Raw genomic sequence first — 15,173 nt, forward strand, 5'->3', positions numbered from 1 at the left:
CAGCCCAAGGTCTTAGTCGGCCCAGAGTTCGCGGCGCAGCTCCTGCCAGCTGTCCTTGTCGGGGGCGACCAGGATGCCGCCGTCGACATGCGAGGGCAGATAGGCGCTGCCGTCGATGCGCGCCGCATAGCCGCCGGCTTCCTGATGGATCAGCACGCCGGCCAGATGATCCCACGGCATCAGCTTGTTGTAGACGACGAAATGCGCGTGGCCGCTGGCGAGCAGCCGGTATTCGTGCGCCGCGCAGCGATAGCCGAACTGCGACAGCGCCTTGGTCTGGTTGCGGGCGAGCCGCGAGCGCTCGGGTTCCGGCAGGTATTGCCAGGAGACGGCGCCCGTCATTTGCGAGATCGGCACGGCCGCCGCGACGCGCACCTTCTCCAGCGCGCCATCGGCGTGGCGGATGTGGCTGCCTGCGCCTTTGGCGCCGATCAGCCAGTCCTTGCCGACGGGGTCGTGGATGATGCCGGCGACGGTCTCGCCCTTGACGACAACGCCCAGCATGACGCCGAACAGCGGCACGCCGGAGGCGAAGTTGAAGGTGCCGTCGACCGGATCGATGACAAAGGCGAGCTCGGCATCGCCGAGACCGCCGAGCAGCGCCGGATTGTCGGAGCAGGCCTCCTCGCCAACGATCATGGCCGAGGGATAGCGCTCGCGCAGCCTTGCCGTGATCACCCGCTCGGCATTGACGTCGGCCTCGGTCACCAGATCGGCGGCCGATGTCTTCTGGCGGATGTCGCCTTCGCCCAGCCGGCGAAAGCGCGGCATGATCTCGGCAGTGGCCGCGTCGGAGAGGAGACCGGCAAGCCAGTCGATGGCGCTATCGTCAATTGTCATAGGGATCGTCTTACCTGTCGTTGAGGGCGGCGAAGTCGAACAGCTTCCTGTCGAGCAGATGCGAGGGCCGCACATTCGTCATGGCGCGGATCATCGTGTCCTTGCGGCCGGGCATGCGCCTTTCGATGTCGTCCAGCATCGCCTTCATGGCATTGCGCTGCAGGCCTTCCTGGCTGCCGCAGAGATCGCAGGGGATGATCGGGAACTTCATCGCGTCGGCGAATTTCTCGAGATCGGCCTCAGCGTTATAGGCGAGCGGCCGCAGCACCATGACGTCGCCCTCATCGTTGAGGAGTTTCGGCGGCATGGCGGCAAGGCGACCGCCGTGGAACAGGTTCATGAAGAAGGTTTCGAGGATGTCCTCGCGGTGGTGACCCAGTACGAGAGCGGCGCAGCCCTCCTCGCGCGCGATGCGGTAGAGGTGGCCGCGCCGCAGTCGCGAGCAGAGCGAGCAATAGGTGCTGCCTTCGGGCAGCTTGTCGGTGACCACCGAATAAGTGTCCTGGTATTCGATACGATGCGCAATGCCGTTGGCATTGAGGTAGTCGGGCAGGACGTGCTTGGGAAAGTTCGGCTGGCCCTGGTCGAGATTGCAGGCGAGCAGTTCGACCGGCAGCAGGCCGCGCCATTTTAGGTCGAGGAGCAGGGCGAGCAGGCCGTAGGAATCCTTGCCGCCGGACAGCGCCACCAGCCAGCGTTCGCCGGGCTTCACCATGGCGAAGTCCTCGATCGCCTGGCGCGTCAATCGCAGCAGTCGCTTGCGCAGCTTGTTGAACTCGACCGACGACGGCACGTCGGCAAACAGCGGATGGAAGCCGCCATCGGCATCGTCGCCGATGGGCTCGAGGGATTTGACGTCGGGCAGCATATTCATGGCGCATCGGCCCCAGGGACAGGTGTCGGCGCCCGGATTAGCGCATCGGCCCGGAAATCGAAATCGATTTCTGCGGCGCGGCCGCACGGCGGATCCGCCAAAGCAAAAAAGGCCGCCCACTGGGCGGCCTTTCGATAGGTTGCTGAAGCAGCAATCAGCGCGAATAGAATTCGACGACCAGGTTCGGTTCCATCTGCACGGCGAACGGAACATCCGACAGGCCGGGGATGCGCGCGAAGGTGGCGGTCATCTTGTTGTGGTCGGCTTCGATATAGTCGGGCACGTCGCGCTCGGCGAGAGCGACCGATTCCAGCACGATGACGAGCTGCTTCGACTTCTCGCGCACTTCGACAACGTCGCCCGGCTTGCAGCGATACGAGCCGATGTTGACGCGCTTGCCGTTGACGTTGACGTGGCCGTGGTTGACGAACTGGCGGGCGGCGAAAATGGTCGGCACGAACTTGGCGCGGTAGACGACCGCGTCGAGACGCGACTCGAGCAGGCCGATCAGGTTCTCCGAGGTGTCGCCCTTGCGGCGGTCCGCCTCTTCATAGACCTTGCGGAACTGCTTTTCCGAAACGTCGCCATAGTGGCCCTTCAGCTTCTGCTTGGCGCGCAGCTGCAGACCGAAGTCGGAAAGCTTGCCCTTGCGGCGCTGGCCGTGCTGGCCGGGGCCGTATTCACGCTTGTTGACCGGGGACTTCGGGCGGCCCCAGATGTTTTCGCCGAGACGGCGGTCGATCTTGTATTTCGCGGATTCGCGCTTGCTCATCGCATTCCCTTTCAAAACAATACACCCGGAACCTCATGCTCCGAGTGAAGGAAACGCGCCCTCCTCTGGCCTCCGTTTTCGAGACCTGACAGGGTTTTCCACGCAACGCGACGGAAAACCCACGGGACACGTCAGTTAACAAGGCCGGGGAAGAAACAATCGAACTTCCGTCTGCCTTGCGCATAAAGAAAACCACCGGGCATTGCGGCCCGGTGTTGGCGCGCTGATTAAACGGAGATTTAGGCGGTGTCAAGCTTGTGCGTGGCACTGCGGACCAATCACCGAGAGCCCGCGGCCCCGCAGGCGGGTTCTTGCTTTTCTTCCCCAAGTGCAGCGAGATCAGCTCTTGGATTTCTTCTCGGGCAAGCCCTTGCGCCTGGTCTCGGCGAATTCCTCGAGCTGCTTTTCGCTCATCGATTCGTACATTCCCTTCGAGGCGCCCTTGAGCTCGCTCTTCTTGGTGTCGCCGCGTTTTGCCGACAGCGCCGCGCCAGCGGCCTTTTGCTGAGCTTTCGATGTGGCAGGCATGGTCGTTTCTCCCAATTGACTATGGGAGGGAACGCAGCCGCCCAGCCGATGTTCCTGCCGTCAAGGGATCGTCAGACCAAAACCCTGCATCAGCCGGCCGATGGCGAAATCAGACTTGCCGGAGGTGAAGACGGCAATGTCGGGCTCGCCTTGCGACGATCCGTTGACCGGCGGGAGCAAGGACATGGCGCGGCGGGCTATGGCTTCGGCCGGATCGATCCAGTCCACCGGCCAGGGCGCGGTCTTGCGCATGCGGTTGACCAGGAACGGATAGTGCGTGCAGGCAAGCACGACGATGTCGGTGCGCTGCCCGTCGCGTTCGAGGAAGCAGGGCGCGATCTCGCTGCGTACAGCCTCCTCGTCGACAAAGCCCTCGCGCATGTAGACTTCGGCCAGCCCCGCCAGATTGTTGCTGCCGACGAGGCGGACGTGGCATTTCTGCGCCCATTTGCTGATCAGGTCGCGCGTGTACTGCCGCTTCACCGTGCCCGGCGTCGCCAGCACCGAGACCAGGCCGGAGCGGGTGCGCTCCGCCGCCGGCTTGACCGCCGGCACGGTGCCGACAAAGGGATGACCGGGGAACCTGTCGCGCAGCGCTTCGATCACCAGCGTCGATGCGGTGTTGCAGGCGATAACCGAGATCGCCGGCGAAAACCGGTCGAGCAGCCTGGCGAAGAGATCGAGTATGTGCGTGCGCAGCGCCGGCTCCTCCCAGGCGCCGAAGGGAAAGGCCGCGTCGTCGGCGACATAGACGAAGCGCCGGTCGGGCATCAGCACGCGCGCCTCGCGCAGCACCGTGAGGCCGCCAACACCAGAATCGAACATCAGGATCGGCCGGTCAGTCATTGTCGGTGCCCTTGCCGCCCAGCGGCGCGTCATTGTCGTCGCCATTGGTGCTGTGCGCCTGGCCCGCTTCCGCCTTGCGGGCGCGCGCGGCAGCGGCGGGCAGCCGTCTCGGATCGTCGCCGGGGGAACCGTCGCCGCGCGGCATCGCCGGCGAAAATCTGTCCAGCGACGAGATGATGCCCCTTAGCACCTTCAGTTCCGGCTCGGCGAAACCGGCGCGCGTCAGCACGGCACGCAGATTGTCGACCATCTTCGGTTTCTTCCCTTCCGGGCGGAAATAGCCGCGCGCCTCCAGCGCGCCTTCAAGATAGGTGAACAGGCTCTGCAACTGTTCCTTGGTCGCCGGCACGAGTTCCGGTCCGGAGAAGTTGGTTTGGGTCTCGTCATCCAGCCCCGACTTCATCCATTCATAGGACATCAACAGCACCGCCTGGGCGATGTTGAGCGACGAAAAGCCAGGATCGACCGGAAAGGTGACGATCTCGTCGGCGAGCCCGACTTCCTCATTGTAGAGGCCGAAGCGTTCGCGGCCGAACAGAATGCCGGTGCGCTGCCCGGCACGCTGCCGCGTCCTCAGCGCCCTGCCCGCCTCGACCGGTCCGCGCACGGCCTTGAAGCCGTCGCGCTCGCGCGCCGTCGTGGCGAAGACGAAATTGAGATCGGCGATCGCCGAGGCGAGATCGTCGAAGACCCGCACCGCATCGATGACATGATCGGCGCGGCTTGCCGCGGCGCGCGCCTTCTCGCTCGGCCAGCCGTCGCGAGGATTGACCAGCCTGAGCTCGGCAAGACCGAAATTGGCCATGGCGCGCGCGACCATGCCGATGTTCTCGCCAAGCTGCGGCTCGACCAGGATGATCGCCGGACCTGCTGCGGGGGTATCGTTAGGATCTTCGTTGGCTGGCATGGGCGTCAATGAACTGCTGTTTGCGGCATTTCGGCGACCCCTGCCATATTCGGCCGTGAAAATGAAGCTTTGGCAAAGAACGGCATGAAGTCGCGGGCGGATCGGCGTTTGCGCGCTCAAAAGGCCTTTGATATACGCTGCGCATCCCCGGCCGAAAGCCATGCGGGCAAGGCCGTTCCGATCCCCAGCAACGAGGCATTCTTTCCATGGCGAAGATCAAGGTGGCGAACCCGGTCGTCGAACTCGACGGCGACGAGATGACCCGCATCATCTGGCAGTTCATCAAGGACAAGCTGATCCACCCCTATCTCGACCTCAAGCTCGACTATTACGATCTCGGCATCGAGCACCGCGACGCCACCAACGACCAGGTGACGATCGACTCGGCCAACGCCATCAAGAAATACGGCGTCGGCGTGAAATGCGCGACGATCACTCCCGACGAGCAGCGCGTCGAGGAATTCAAGCTGAAGAAGATGTGGAAGTCGCCGAACGGCACGATCCGCAACATCCTCGGCGGCACCATCTTCCGCGAACCGATCATCATGAAGAACGTGCCGCGCCTGGTGCCGGGCTGGACCAAGCCGATCATCGTCGGCCGCCACGCTTTCGGCGACCAGTACCGCGCCACCGACTTCCGCTATCCCGGCAAGGGCAAGCTGACGATCAAGTTCGTCGGCGAGGACGGCACCGTGATCGAGCACGACGTGTTCGACGCGCCGGCCGCCGGCGTCGCCATGGCCATGTACAATCTGGACGAATCGATCCGCGAGTTCGCCCGCGCCTCGCTGAACTACGGCCTGCTGCGCAACTATCCGGTCTATCTTTCGACCAAGAACACCATCCTCAAGGCCTATGACGGCCGCTTCAAGGACATCTTCCAGGAGGTCTACGAGCAGGAATTCGAGGCCGAGTTCAAGGCGAAGAAGCTCTGGTACGAGCACCGGCTGATCGACGACATGGTGGCCTCCAGCCTGAAATGGTCGGGCGGCTATGTCTGGGCCTGCAAGAACTACGACGGCGACGTGCAGTCCGATACGGTGGCGCAAGGCTTCGGCTCGCTCGGCCTGATGACCTCGGTGCTGATGACGCCAGACGGCAAGACCGTGGAAGCGGAGGCCGCGCACGGCACCGTCACCCGCCACTACCGCCAGCACCAGAAGGGCGAGGAGACCTCGACCAACTCGATCGCCTCGATCTTCGCCTGGACGCGCGGTCTCGCGCACCGCGCCAAGCTCGACGACAATGCCGAGCTGAAACGATTCGCCGAGACCTTGGAAAAGGTCTGCATCCAGACGGTGGAGTCCGGCTTCATGACCAAGGACCTATCGCTGCTCATCGGCCCCGACCAGCCCTGGCTGTCGACCACCGGTTTCCTCGACAAGATCGACGAGAACCTGCAGAAGGCCATGGGGTAAGAACCCAAATTTCGACATGCCGAAGGCTCCGAAAGGAGCCTTCGCTTTTTGGGCAGCAACACGAGCGGAAGCAAGGGGCTGACGATGAGCAAGCCAATCCTGTACGGCGCCGACTACAGCGTCTATGTCCGCATCGCGCGGCTGGCGCTGGAAGAGAAAGGCATCGGCTACGACCTCGTGCCCGTCGATGTCTTTGCCCCGGAAGGTGTTGCGGCCTGGTATCTTGAACATCATCCGTTCGGCCGCATCCCGGCTTTCGAGCATGACGGCTTTCGCCTGTTCGAGGCGAGCGCGATCGCCCGCTATGCCGACGAGGCCTTCGACGGCCCGGCGCTGCAGCCAAAAGACGCGCGCAGCCGGGCAAGGATGAACCAGATCACCGGCCTGCTCGACGCCTATGGCTACCGCGCCATGGTCTGGGATGTCGCCGTCGAGCGGCTGGAGCAAAATCCGCCCGACGAGGCCCTGATCGCCAAGGGCCTGTTGCAAGCGGAAGCTGTGCTGCGGACACTGTCGGCGCTGAAGGCCGACGGGCCGTGGCTGCTGGGGTCGCAACTGACCCTTGCCGACCTGCACGCGGCACCGATCGTCGGCTATTTCGTCAAGGTCGCAGAAGGGCGTGAATTGCTTGCCCGATTTGCCGACATCAGCGACTGGTATGCGCGCTTCGCCGATCGCGCGAGCTTCGCCAGGACCGAACAGGCGGGCTGATGCGCGCCGTCCATGTCAGCTATGCGACGCCGAACCTGTCGCAGGCCGGCAAGCTGCTGCTGAAGAGCGCGCGCCGCTTCGGCCTCGACAGTCATCTTTATACGCCGGACCACCCGGTGCTGGTCGACCTGGCGCGAAAATACCCATCGATCATGGCCGCGCCGCGCGGCGCCGGCTACTGGCTGTGGAAGCCGTTCATCACCCTGGACATGATGAACCGCGTGCCGGACGGCACGCCGGTCCTCTACAGCGACGCCGCACTGACTTTCATTGCCGACCCGGCGCCTCTGATCGCGCTTTCCAGCCAGCACCCGGTATGCCTGTTCAAGATGGGCGGGCGGATGCTGCAGGGCGCCTGGACCAAGCGCGACTGCTTTGTCGAAATGGATGCTGACCGGGAGGAGTTCTGGTCGCTGCCGCAGCTATGGGCCGGCATGCAGCTCTACCGCGCCGGGCCGGAAGCGAGGGCTTTCCTCAAGCTGCTGGCGACGGCCATGGCGAGCGAGGTTCGCCTGACCGACATGCCGAACATCCACGGCATTCCCAACCTGCCCGGCTTCGTCGAGCATCGGCATGATCAATCGGTGCTGACGATCCTTGCCAGGCAGCAGGGCGCCGCCATTTTTCGCAGCCCGTCGCAGGAGTGGCACGATCCATCGGCGTCAGCGAGCGAGCAGCCGTTCGGCCAAACGGTGTTTGTGCACCGCAGGCGAAACCTCCCCTATTTCAGGTGGCTTTACAGGCGCCTGCGGCAGAAATACACGGCCGGCCAAGGCTTCCTTTGATCATGCCCGATCTCTCGCGAGAGCCCGGCGGCATTCAAGCTTCCGCACCATAGTCTGAGGGCCCGTTCAGTCGGGCAGATAGATTTCCGCCTTCATGAAGGTCTTCGCGCGGCCTGTGATGCGCACACGGTCTCCGGCCAGCTCGCACAATAAGTGACCGCCGCGCTGCGAGCACTGGAAAGCCGACAGCTCCGTCTTGCCGAGCTTTTCGGACCAATAGGGTATCAGCGTCGCGTGGATGGAGCCGGTCACCGGATCTTCGGGAATGCCCGCGCCGGGCGCGAAGTAGCGGGACACGAAATCATGGGTCTCGCCGCGCGCGGTGACGACCACGCCGAGAGGGTGGAACGTCGCAATCCCGGACAGGTCCGGGACAAAGGAGCGCACGGCGGCTTCGTCGGCCAGCTCGACGAACAGGTTCTCGAAGTTGCGGAAGCTCGCAACCGGGCGCGCCGAAACGGTATCCTGAAGCGCGGACGCCAACTCGGCGTCGACGGGCTGCGGCGGAAAGCAGGGCAGATCGAGCTGGTAGGCGCCGTCGCGCCCGGAAACCCTCAGCTCGCCCACCCGCGTGGCGAAGGCCATGTCGCCGGCGATATCATGTTCCTGGGCTAGCACATGGGCGGTGGCCAGCGTGGCGTGGCCGCAGAAGTCGGCTTCATGGACCGGGGTGAACCAGCGCAGATCCCAGCCCTTGCCGTTCGGCCGCGCAAAGGCGGTCTCGGCAAGGTTGTTCTCGTTGGCGATGGCCTGCATGACATCTTCCGGCGGCCAGTCCTCCAGGATGAGGACGGCGGCCGGATTGCCGTGGAAGGCCCGGTCGGCGAAAGCGTCGACCTGGTACATGGTCAGTGTCGTCACTTCGCGCTCCCGGGATGGCTAGCGTGACTGCGCGGCGACCTCAAGCGAGGTCACGCCGCTTCCAGCGCCGCCTTCACCGCCGCGATCGCGTCCTCGGCCTTCGAGGCGTCGGGACCGCCGGCCTGGGCCATATCGGGCCGGCCGCCACCACCCTGCCCGCCAAGCGCGGCGGACGCCACGCGCACCAGGTCGACGGCGCTGAAGCGGGTGGTCAGGTCGTCGGTGACGCCGACGACGACACTTGCCTTGTTGTCCTCGCCGGCGCCGACGAAGACGACGACGCCGGAGCCGAGCGTCTTCTTGCCGGCATCCGCCAGCGGCTTCAGGTCCTTCGGCGCCACACCGGAGACTGCCTTGCCGAGGAAGCCGACGCCGGCGATGGTTTCGTTCTCGGCCGGCACGCCGGCCGGCGAACGGTCACCCAGCGCCAGCCTCTTGCGCGCTTCGGTAAGCTCCTTTTCGAGCTTCTTGCGCTCTTCGAGCAGCGTCTCGACACGCGCCGTCACGTCGGCCGGCGAGATCTTCAGCGTCGAAGCGATCGCCTTCAGCCGCCTGTCCTGCTCGTCGAGATGCCTGCGCGCCGCCTCGCCGGTCAGCGCCTCGATGCGGCGCACGCCGGCGGCGACCGCGCTGTCCGACACGATGCGCACCAGGCCGATATCGCCGGTCGCCCGGACATGGGTGCCGCCGCAGAGCTCGACCGAATAGGGGCGGTTCGCCTTGGCGCCATGCAGGCCGGTGCCCATCGACACGACGCGCACCTCGTCGCCGTATTTTTCGCCGAACAGCGCCATGGCGCCCTCGGCAATGGCATCATCGACCGACATCAGGCGTGTCGACACCGGGCTGTTCTGCACGACGATCTCGTTCGCCATGCGCTCGACCTCCTCGAGTTCATCGGCCGAGATCGGCTTGTTGTGCGAGATGTCGAAGCGCAGGCGCTCGGGCGCGACCAGCGAGCCCTTCTGCGCGACATGGGTGCCCAGCACCTCGCGCAGCGCCTCGTGGATGAGGTGCGTCGCCGAATGGTTGGCGCGCAGCCTGGAGCGGCGCGCATGTTCGACCTTGAGCTCGACGGCAGCGCCGGTCTTGACCGTGCCGCTTGCCACCCGGCCGAGATGCACGAACAGCCCGTCGGCCTTCTTCTGCGTGTCGGTGATCGCTATCGAGAAGCCTTCGCCGGAAACAATGCCGGTGTCGCCCATCTGGCCGCCGGATTCGCCGTAGAACGGCGTCTGGTTGACGATCACGGCAACCGTGTCACCCTGCGCGGCGCTGTCGACGGCCTTGCCGTCCTTGACCAGCGCCAGGACCAGGCCCTCCGCCTGCTCGGTCTCATAGCCGAGGAAATCGGTGGCGCCGGTCTGCTCGCGCACCGAAAACCACACCGTCTCGGTGGCCGCGTCGCCGGAACCCGCCCAGCTCTTGCGCGCCTCGGCCCGTTGCCGCTCCATCGCATCGGTAAAGCCGGCCAGATCGACCGAGATGCTGCGCTGGCGCAGCGCATCCTGCGTCAGGTCGAGCGGGAAGCCGTAAGTGTCGTAGAGCTTGAAGGCCGTCTCGCCATCCAGCATGTCGCCGGCGCCGAGCTTTTCGGTTGCCTCCGAGAGCAGGCCGAGGCCGCGCGCCAGTGTCTTGCGGAAGCGGGTCTCTTCCAGCTTCAGCGTTTCGGTGATCAGCGCCTCGCCGCGCCCCAGCTCCGGATAGGCCTGAGCCATCTCGCGCACCAGCGCCGGCACCAATTTCCACATCAGCGGCTCGCTGGCGCCGAGCAGCTGCGCATGGCGCATGGCGCGGCGCATGATACGGCGCAGCACATAGCCGCGGCCCTCATTCGACGGCAGCACGCCGTCGGCCACCAGGAAGCAGGACGACCGCAGATGGTCGGCGATGACGCGGAACGATGCGACGGTGTCCGCATCCGGACCGCGCCCGAGCGCCGATGAGGCGGCATCGATCAGATGGCGGAACAGGTCGGTCTCGAAGACGCTTTCCACCCCTTGCAGGATGGACGCCATGCGCTCGAGGCCCATACCGGTGTCGATCGACGGGCGCGGCAGGTCGATGCGCTCTTCCTTGGTCACCTGTTCATACTGCATGAACACCAGGTTCCAGAATTCCAGGAACCGGTCGCCGTCCTCTTCCGGGCTGCCGGGAGGGCCGCCCCAGATGTGTTCACCGCGGTCGATGAAGATTTCCGAGCACGGCCCGCAGGGTCCGGTGTCGCCCATCGCCCAGAAATTGTCGGAGGTCGGGATGCGGATGATGCGGTCGTCGGTGAAGCCGGCGATCTTCTTCCAGTAGCCGGCGGCCTCATCGTCGGTGTGGTAGACCGTGACCAGCAGCTTGTCTTTCTTTAGCCCGAACTCCCTGGTGATCAGGTTCCAGGCAAGCTCGATGGCGCGCTCCTTGAAATAGTCGCCGAAGGAGAAATTGCCGAGCATCTCGAAGAAGGTCAGGTGACGCGCGGTGTAACCGACATTGTCGAGGTCGTTGTGCTTGCCGCCGGCGCGCACGCTCTTCTGGGCGGTCGTTGCGCGCGAATAGGGCCGCTTCTCCAGGCCGGTGAAGACGTTCTTGAACTGCACCATGCCGGCATTGGTGAACATCAGCGTCGGATCGTTGCGCGGCACCAGCGGGCTCGACGCGACGACCTCATGACCCTCCTTGCGGAAATAGTCGAGGAATGTCGACCGGATCTCGTTCACGCCACTCATGGATGCTTGCCTTTTCGAGAGAACCGCCGGGGGTGCCGGCGGCAAAATGGACATGGCCTTTTAGCGATCACGCCGCAGCCTGTCCAGAAACACGGAACTGGAGGAAAGTCCGGTTGTTGCCGGCTTTAGCCGGGCATCGCCCGAAACGCAAACCGCCGGCACAAGGCCGGCGGTTCGGGACGCAGTACTAAAGAACTCAATTACATAAGCAGATATTAATAAACCGAGATTGTGGCACCTACATGGCGCCGGCTTCGTCCTCGAAACCGTCGTCACCGCCGCCCTCGGAGCCGCCATTCTCGAGGAATTTCTCAGCGATCAGCCCGGCATTCTGCCTGAGCGCCATTTCGATCTCGCGCGCTGTGTCGGGATTGTCGCGCAGGAACAGTTTTGCGTTCTCGCGGCCCTGGCCGAGACGCTGCGAATTGTAGGAGAACCAGGCGCCGGATTTCTCGACCACGCCGGCCTTGACGCCGAGGTCGACCAGCTCGCCGGTCTTCGACACGCCCTCGCCGTACATGATGTCGAACTCGACCACCTTGAAGGGCGGCGCCAGCTTGTTCTTGACGACCTTGACGCGGGTCTGGTTGCCGACGACCTCGTCGCGGTCCTTGACCGAGCCGATGCGGCGGATGTCGAGGCGGACCGAGGCGTAGAACTTCAGCGCGTTGCCGCCGGTCGTCGTCTCGGGCGAGCCGAACATGACGCCGATCTTCATGCGGATCTGGTTGATGAAGATGACCATGGTGTTGGAGCGCGAGATCGAGGCGGTCAGCTTGCGCAACGCCTGGCTCATCAGGCGGGCCTGGAGGCCGGGCAGCGCATCGCCCATCTCACCTTCGATTTCGGCGCGCGGCGTCAGCGCGGCGACCGAATCGACCACCAGAACATCGATGGCGCCGGAGCGCACCAGCGTGTCGCAGATCTCCAGCGCCTGCTCGCCGGTGTCGGGCTGCGAGATCAGCAGGTTTTCGAGGTCGACACCGAGCTTGCGGGCATAGACCGGATCGAGCGCGTGCTCGGCATCGACGAAGGCGCAGATGCCGCCCTTCTTCTGGGCTTCCGCCACCGTGTGCAGCGCCAGCGTCGTCTTGCCCGAGCTTTCCGGCCCGTAGATCTCGATGATGCGGCCGCGCGGCAGGCCGCCGACGCCGAGCGCGATGTCGAGGCCGAGCGAGCCGGTCGGCACGGTTTCGATCTCGACCACCTGCTCATTGGCGCCGAGGCGCATGATCGAGCCCTTGCCGAAGGCGCGCTCGATTTGCGACAGCGCCGCGTCCAGAGCCTTTGATTTGTCCACTGCCTTATCCTCTACAAGCCGCAAAGTATTCTGAGCCATGATACATCACCCCTTGGTCGTCAATGAAGGCCGGACAATCCGTGATCCCTGCCATTTTGTACCTTTTTTGTTCTCGTTTGGCAAGAGGCATCAAGTTGCTGAAAAACAATCAATATCTTGATCTGTTCTATTTATGTCCCACAACGCACGGCGGCGGCGTCGTCCAATCGGTCATGCAGGGTTCCATTGTCCGGCCGGCCCGAATCGCGGCGCTGATTGCGGGGCGGCGCGGAGAAACCTAGTGTGCGCGGCCGGACAATCAACAAAGGTATCGACGCCACGATGGTGAAGTCCCCAACATCCTTGCCGTGGGCGGCGCCCATATCGACCGGCGGGGCCAGGTGTCGGGCCCTTACGTGCCGGCTGCCTCGAATCCCGGCACCATGCGCGAGGATGTCGGCGGCGGCGTTTTCAACGCGTTGCGCAGTGTGGTCAGGCGCGGCGTCTCGGCCTCGCTGCTGTCGATGCGCGGCGGCGACACCGCGGCCGAGACTGTGTCGACGGCGATCGCGAGCGCCGGCATCGTCGACCTGTCGGCGGTGTTCCTCGACCGCACGACGCCGAGCTACACGGCGCTGATCGACCGCGACGGCGAGCTGATCGTCGGCTTTGCCGACATGGCGCTCTACGACCTCGCCTTCCCCAAGCAGATCCGCCGCGCCAAGGTGCGCGAGGCGATCGCTTCCGCCGATGCCCTCCTATGCGACGCGAACCTGCCGTCCGCGGCGCTGGAACGGCTGGTGGCGCAAGCCGCCGGCAAGCCGGTCTTCGCCATCGCCATCTCGCCGGCCAAGGTGGTGCGGCTGATGCCGGTGCTGGGCAGCCTGGCCGTGCTGTTCATGAACCGGCGCGAGGCCGGCGCCCTTGCCGGCCTGGGCGACGATGCGAATGGCCGCGATCTGGTCGGCGGGCTGCGGCGCGCCGGGCTCACGAGCGGTGTGGTGACGGCCGGCGGCGAGCCGGTGCTCGGCTTCGACGGCGAGGGCCTGTTCTCCATCGCCCCGCCTGCCCCGCGTAGGATCGCCGACGTCACCGGCGCCGGCGATGCGCTGACCGGCGCGACGGTCGCCGCTCTGCTCAATGGCCTGCCGCTGCGCGCGGCACTGCGCGAAGGCATTGCCGCCTCCATCCTGGCCATCGAAAGCACCGAGGCGGTACCCGCCTTCAGCGCCGCCAACTTCGCGCAAATGCTGGCCCTTGTGCCGGGGGCGCTGGAAGTGGCATGAGGGCGGCCGGAGCGCCGCGCGCTCCGTATTGGAGACCATCATGACGCCCGAAACCGCCCGCCCCTTCATCGATATCCATCCGCCGGTGGCGGAGGCGCTCGCCGCCGGACGGCCGGTGGTGGCGCTGGAAAGCACCATCATCACCCACGGCATGCCCTATCCGGACAACGGCGCCATGGCCGCCAATGTCGAGAAGATCATCCTGGACAATGGCGCGGTACCGGCAACGATCGCGGTGGTCGCCGGCCGCATCAAGATCGGCCTCTCCGACGGCGAGCGCGAATCGCTGGCGATGACCGGCGACGCCATGAAACTGTCGCGCGCCGATCTCGGCTTTGCCGTCGCGCAAGCGCGCACCGGCGGCACCACCGTCGCCGCGACGATGATCGCCGCGCATATGGCCGGGATAAAGGTGTTCGCCACTGGCGGCATCGGCGGCGTGCACAAGGGCGCTGAAAAGAGCTTCGACATCTCGGCCGACCTCGACGAGCTGGCGCGCACGCCAGTCATCGTGGTGTCGGCCGGCGCCAAGGCAATCCTCGACATCGAAAAGACGCTGGAAGTGCTGGAGACGCGCGGCGTGCCGGTCGTCGGCCATGGCTGCGAGACGATGCCTGCGTTCTGGTCCAGGCATTCGCCGTTCCGCGCCCCGCTCACCTTGCATGCGCCGGAGGACATTGCGCATTTCTACCGGACGCGTCAGGCGCTGGGCCTCGGCGGCGGCATACTGATCGCCAACCCGGTGCCGGAGAACGAGGAGATCCCGGCCAAGGAGATGGACGGCTACATCCAGGCTGCGCAGAAGGCGGCGGAGGCGCTCAACGTCAGCGGCAAGGCAGTGACGCCGTTCCTGCTGTCGAAAATCCTCGAGCTGACCGGCGGCCGCAGCCTCAAGACCAACATCGCGCTGGTCGAGAACAATGCGCGGCTGGCGGCGAGGATCGCCAAGGCGCTGTAGCGTCTACTTGCCCGCCCGCAGCCCCGCCTCATAGGCGCGGCGCGCCCAGACCGCCATCTCGTCGGGGTCGTCGAACGCGCTGTCGGGAATACTCCAATAGGGCATGGCGACCAGCTTGCCATGCCTGGAGCCGGTGTAGGTCCACTGCTGGCAGCCGGCGGCCTCGAAATCGGGGGCGCTTTGCTCGTCGGCCTTCAGCTTCAGCTCGCCGCGCAGCACGATGGCGACGATGACGCCGTCGCAATAGATGCCCTTGCCGCCGAACATCTTTCGGATGCTGATCGGCCCCAGGCTTTCGAACAGTTCTTCAAGGCGCGCATTGTCCATGCCGCGATCATCTCATCCGGCGTGGGCCTTGTCATCGCCGCAACCAAAGGCATGCTGACAGATT

Annotated in this window: 16 protein-coding genes; 6 read left to right on the forward strand and 10 right to left on the reverse strand. The window is 65.0% G+C overall.

Going from position 1 to position 15,173, the window contains the following annotated elements; translation table 11 throughout:
* Positions 1-12 precede the first annotated feature (12 nt).
* The 6 genes from EJ073_RS05655 to EJ073_RS05680 all read right to left on the reverse strand — a co-directional run bounded on the left by EJ073_RS05655 (position 13) and on the right by EJ073_RS05680 (position 4,767).
* Entirely contained in the window at positions 13-840 is an 828-nt protein-coding gene (locus EJ073_RS05655) for an inositol monophosphatase family protein (RefSeq protein ID WP_126054846.1), read from the reverse strand.
* Between the two features lie 10 nt (positions 841-850).
* A complete protein-coding gene (ttcA, locus tag EJ073_RS05660; protein WP_189347925.1) occupies positions 851-1,708 on the reverse strand; it encodes a tRNA 2-thiocytidine(32) synthetase TtcA in 858 nt (285 codons plus the stop codon).
* A 160-nt stretch (positions 1,709-1,868) separates the two neighbouring features.
* A complete protein-coding gene (gene rpsD, locus EJ073_RS05665) occupies positions 1,869-2,486 on the reverse strand; it encodes a 30S ribosomal protein S4 (protein ID WP_126054848.1) in 618 nt (205 codons plus the stop codon).
* A gap of 339 nt (positions 2,487-2,825) precedes the next feature.
* Positions 2,826-3,014 (reverse strand): DUF3008 family protein, encoded by a 189-nt coding sequence (locus tag EJ073_RS05670; protein ID WP_126054849.1) that lies wholly within the window; start codon positions 3,012-3,014, stop codon positions 2,826-2,828.
* 60 nt (positions 3,015-3,074) lie between these two features.
* On the reverse strand, positions 3,075-3,860 hold the full coding sequence (gene murI / locus EJ073_RS05675; RefSeq protein WP_126054850.1) for a glutamate racemase: 786 nt from the start codon (positions 3,858-3,860) through the stop codon (positions 3,075-3,077).
* Positions 3,853-4,767 carry an RNA methyltransferase gene (locus tag EJ073_RS05680; RefSeq protein WP_126054851.1) on the reverse strand — a complete coding sequence of 305 codons (915 nt, stop codon included), beginning with the start codon at positions 4,765-4,767 and terminating at the stop codon, positions 3,853-3,855. The genes murI and EJ073_RS05680 overlap by 8 nt, the downstream gene beginning before the upstream one ends.
* A 206-nt stretch (positions 4,768-4,973) precedes the next feature.
* Here EJ073_RS05680 and EJ073_RS05685 point away from each other — a divergent pair, with 206 nt between their 5' ends.
* The 3 genes from EJ073_RS05685 to EJ073_RS05695 all read left to right on the forward strand — a co-directional run bounded on the left by EJ073_RS05685 (position 4,974) and on the right by EJ073_RS05695 (position 7,681).
* Positions 4,974-6,185: an NADP-dependent isocitrate dehydrogenase gene (locus EJ073_RS05685; protein WP_126054852.1), complete on the forward strand. Its 1,212-nt coding sequence runs from the start codon at positions 4,974-4,976 to the stop codon at positions 6,183-6,185.
* A gap of 84 nt (positions 6,186-6,269) precedes the next feature.
* Positions 6,270-6,896, forward strand: a complete 627-nt coding sequence (locus EJ073_RS05690; RefSeq protein WP_126054853.1) for a glutathione S-transferase family protein — start codon at positions 6,270-6,272, stop codon at positions 6,894-6,896.
* Positions 6,896-7,681 carry a hypothetical protein gene (locus EJ073_RS05695; RefSeq protein WP_126054854.1) on the forward strand — a complete coding sequence of 262 codons (786 nt, stop codon included), beginning with the start codon at positions 6,896-6,898 and terminating at the stop codon, positions 7,679-7,681. Before EJ073_RS05690 ends, EJ073_RS05695 begins: the two co-directional genes overlap by 1 nt.
* Before the next feature lie 66 nt (positions 7,682-7,747).
* Here EJ073_RS05695 and EJ073_RS05700 read toward each other — a convergent pair whose 3' ends face one another.
* From EJ073_RS05700 to recA, 3 genes are all read right to left on the reverse strand, one after another.
* Complete coding sequence (locus EJ073_RS05700) at positions 7,748-8,542, reverse strand: PhzF family phenazine biosynthesis protein (RefSeq protein ID WP_348627237.1); 795 nt, start codon at positions 8,540-8,542, stop codon at positions 7,748-7,750.
* A gap of 50 nt (positions 8,543-8,592) precedes the next feature.
* Entirely contained in the window at positions 8,593-11,259 is a 2,667-nt protein-coding gene (gene alaS / locus EJ073_RS05705; protein ID WP_126054855.1) for an alanine--tRNA ligase, read from the reverse strand.
* A 238-nt stretch (positions 11,260-11,497) separates the two neighbouring features.
* Entirely contained in the window at positions 11,498-12,598 is a 1,101-nt protein-coding gene (recA, locus tag EJ073_RS05710; RefSeq protein WP_126054856.1) for a recombinase RecA, read from the reverse strand.
* 41 nt (positions 12,599-12,639) lie between these two features.
* On the opposite strand from recA, the gene EJ073_RS05715 reads away from it, so the two are divergent.
* The 3 genes from EJ073_RS05715 to EJ073_RS05725 all read left to right on the forward strand — a co-directional run bounded on the left by EJ073_RS05715 (position 12,640) and on the right by EJ073_RS05725 (position 14,782).
* Complete coding sequence (locus EJ073_RS05715) at positions 12,640-12,840, forward strand: hypothetical protein (RefSeq protein WP_126054857.1); 201 nt, start codon at positions 12,640-12,642, stop codon at positions 12,838-12,840.
* A 99-nt stretch (positions 12,841-12,939) separates the two neighbouring features.
* Positions 12,940-13,824, forward strand: coding sequence for a carbohydrate kinase family protein (locus EJ073_RS05720; RefSeq protein WP_245455474.1), 885 nt, complete (start codon positions 12,940-12,942; stop codon positions 13,822-13,824).
* 40 nt (positions 13,825-13,864) lie between these two features.
* On the forward strand, positions 13,865-14,782 hold the full coding sequence (locus tag EJ073_RS05725; RefSeq protein WP_126054859.1) for a pseudouridine-5'-phosphate glycosidase: 918 nt from the start codon (positions 13,865-13,867) through the stop codon (positions 14,780-14,782).
* 3 nt (positions 14,783-14,785) lie between these two features.
* Here EJ073_RS05725 and EJ073_RS05730 read toward each other — a convergent pair whose 3' ends face one another.
* Positions 14,786-15,109, reverse strand: a complete 324-nt coding sequence (locus EJ073_RS05730; RefSeq protein ID WP_126054860.1) for a TfoX/Sxy family protein — start codon at positions 15,107-15,109, stop codon at positions 14,786-14,788.
* Positions 15,110-15,173 lie beyond the last annotated feature (64 nt).

This window comes from Mesorhizobium sp. M4B.F.Ca.ET.058.02.1.1 (assembly GCF_003952505.1).
Classification (GTDB): Bacteria; Pseudomonadota; Alphaproteobacteria; order Rhizobiales; family Rhizobiaceae; genus Mesorhizobium.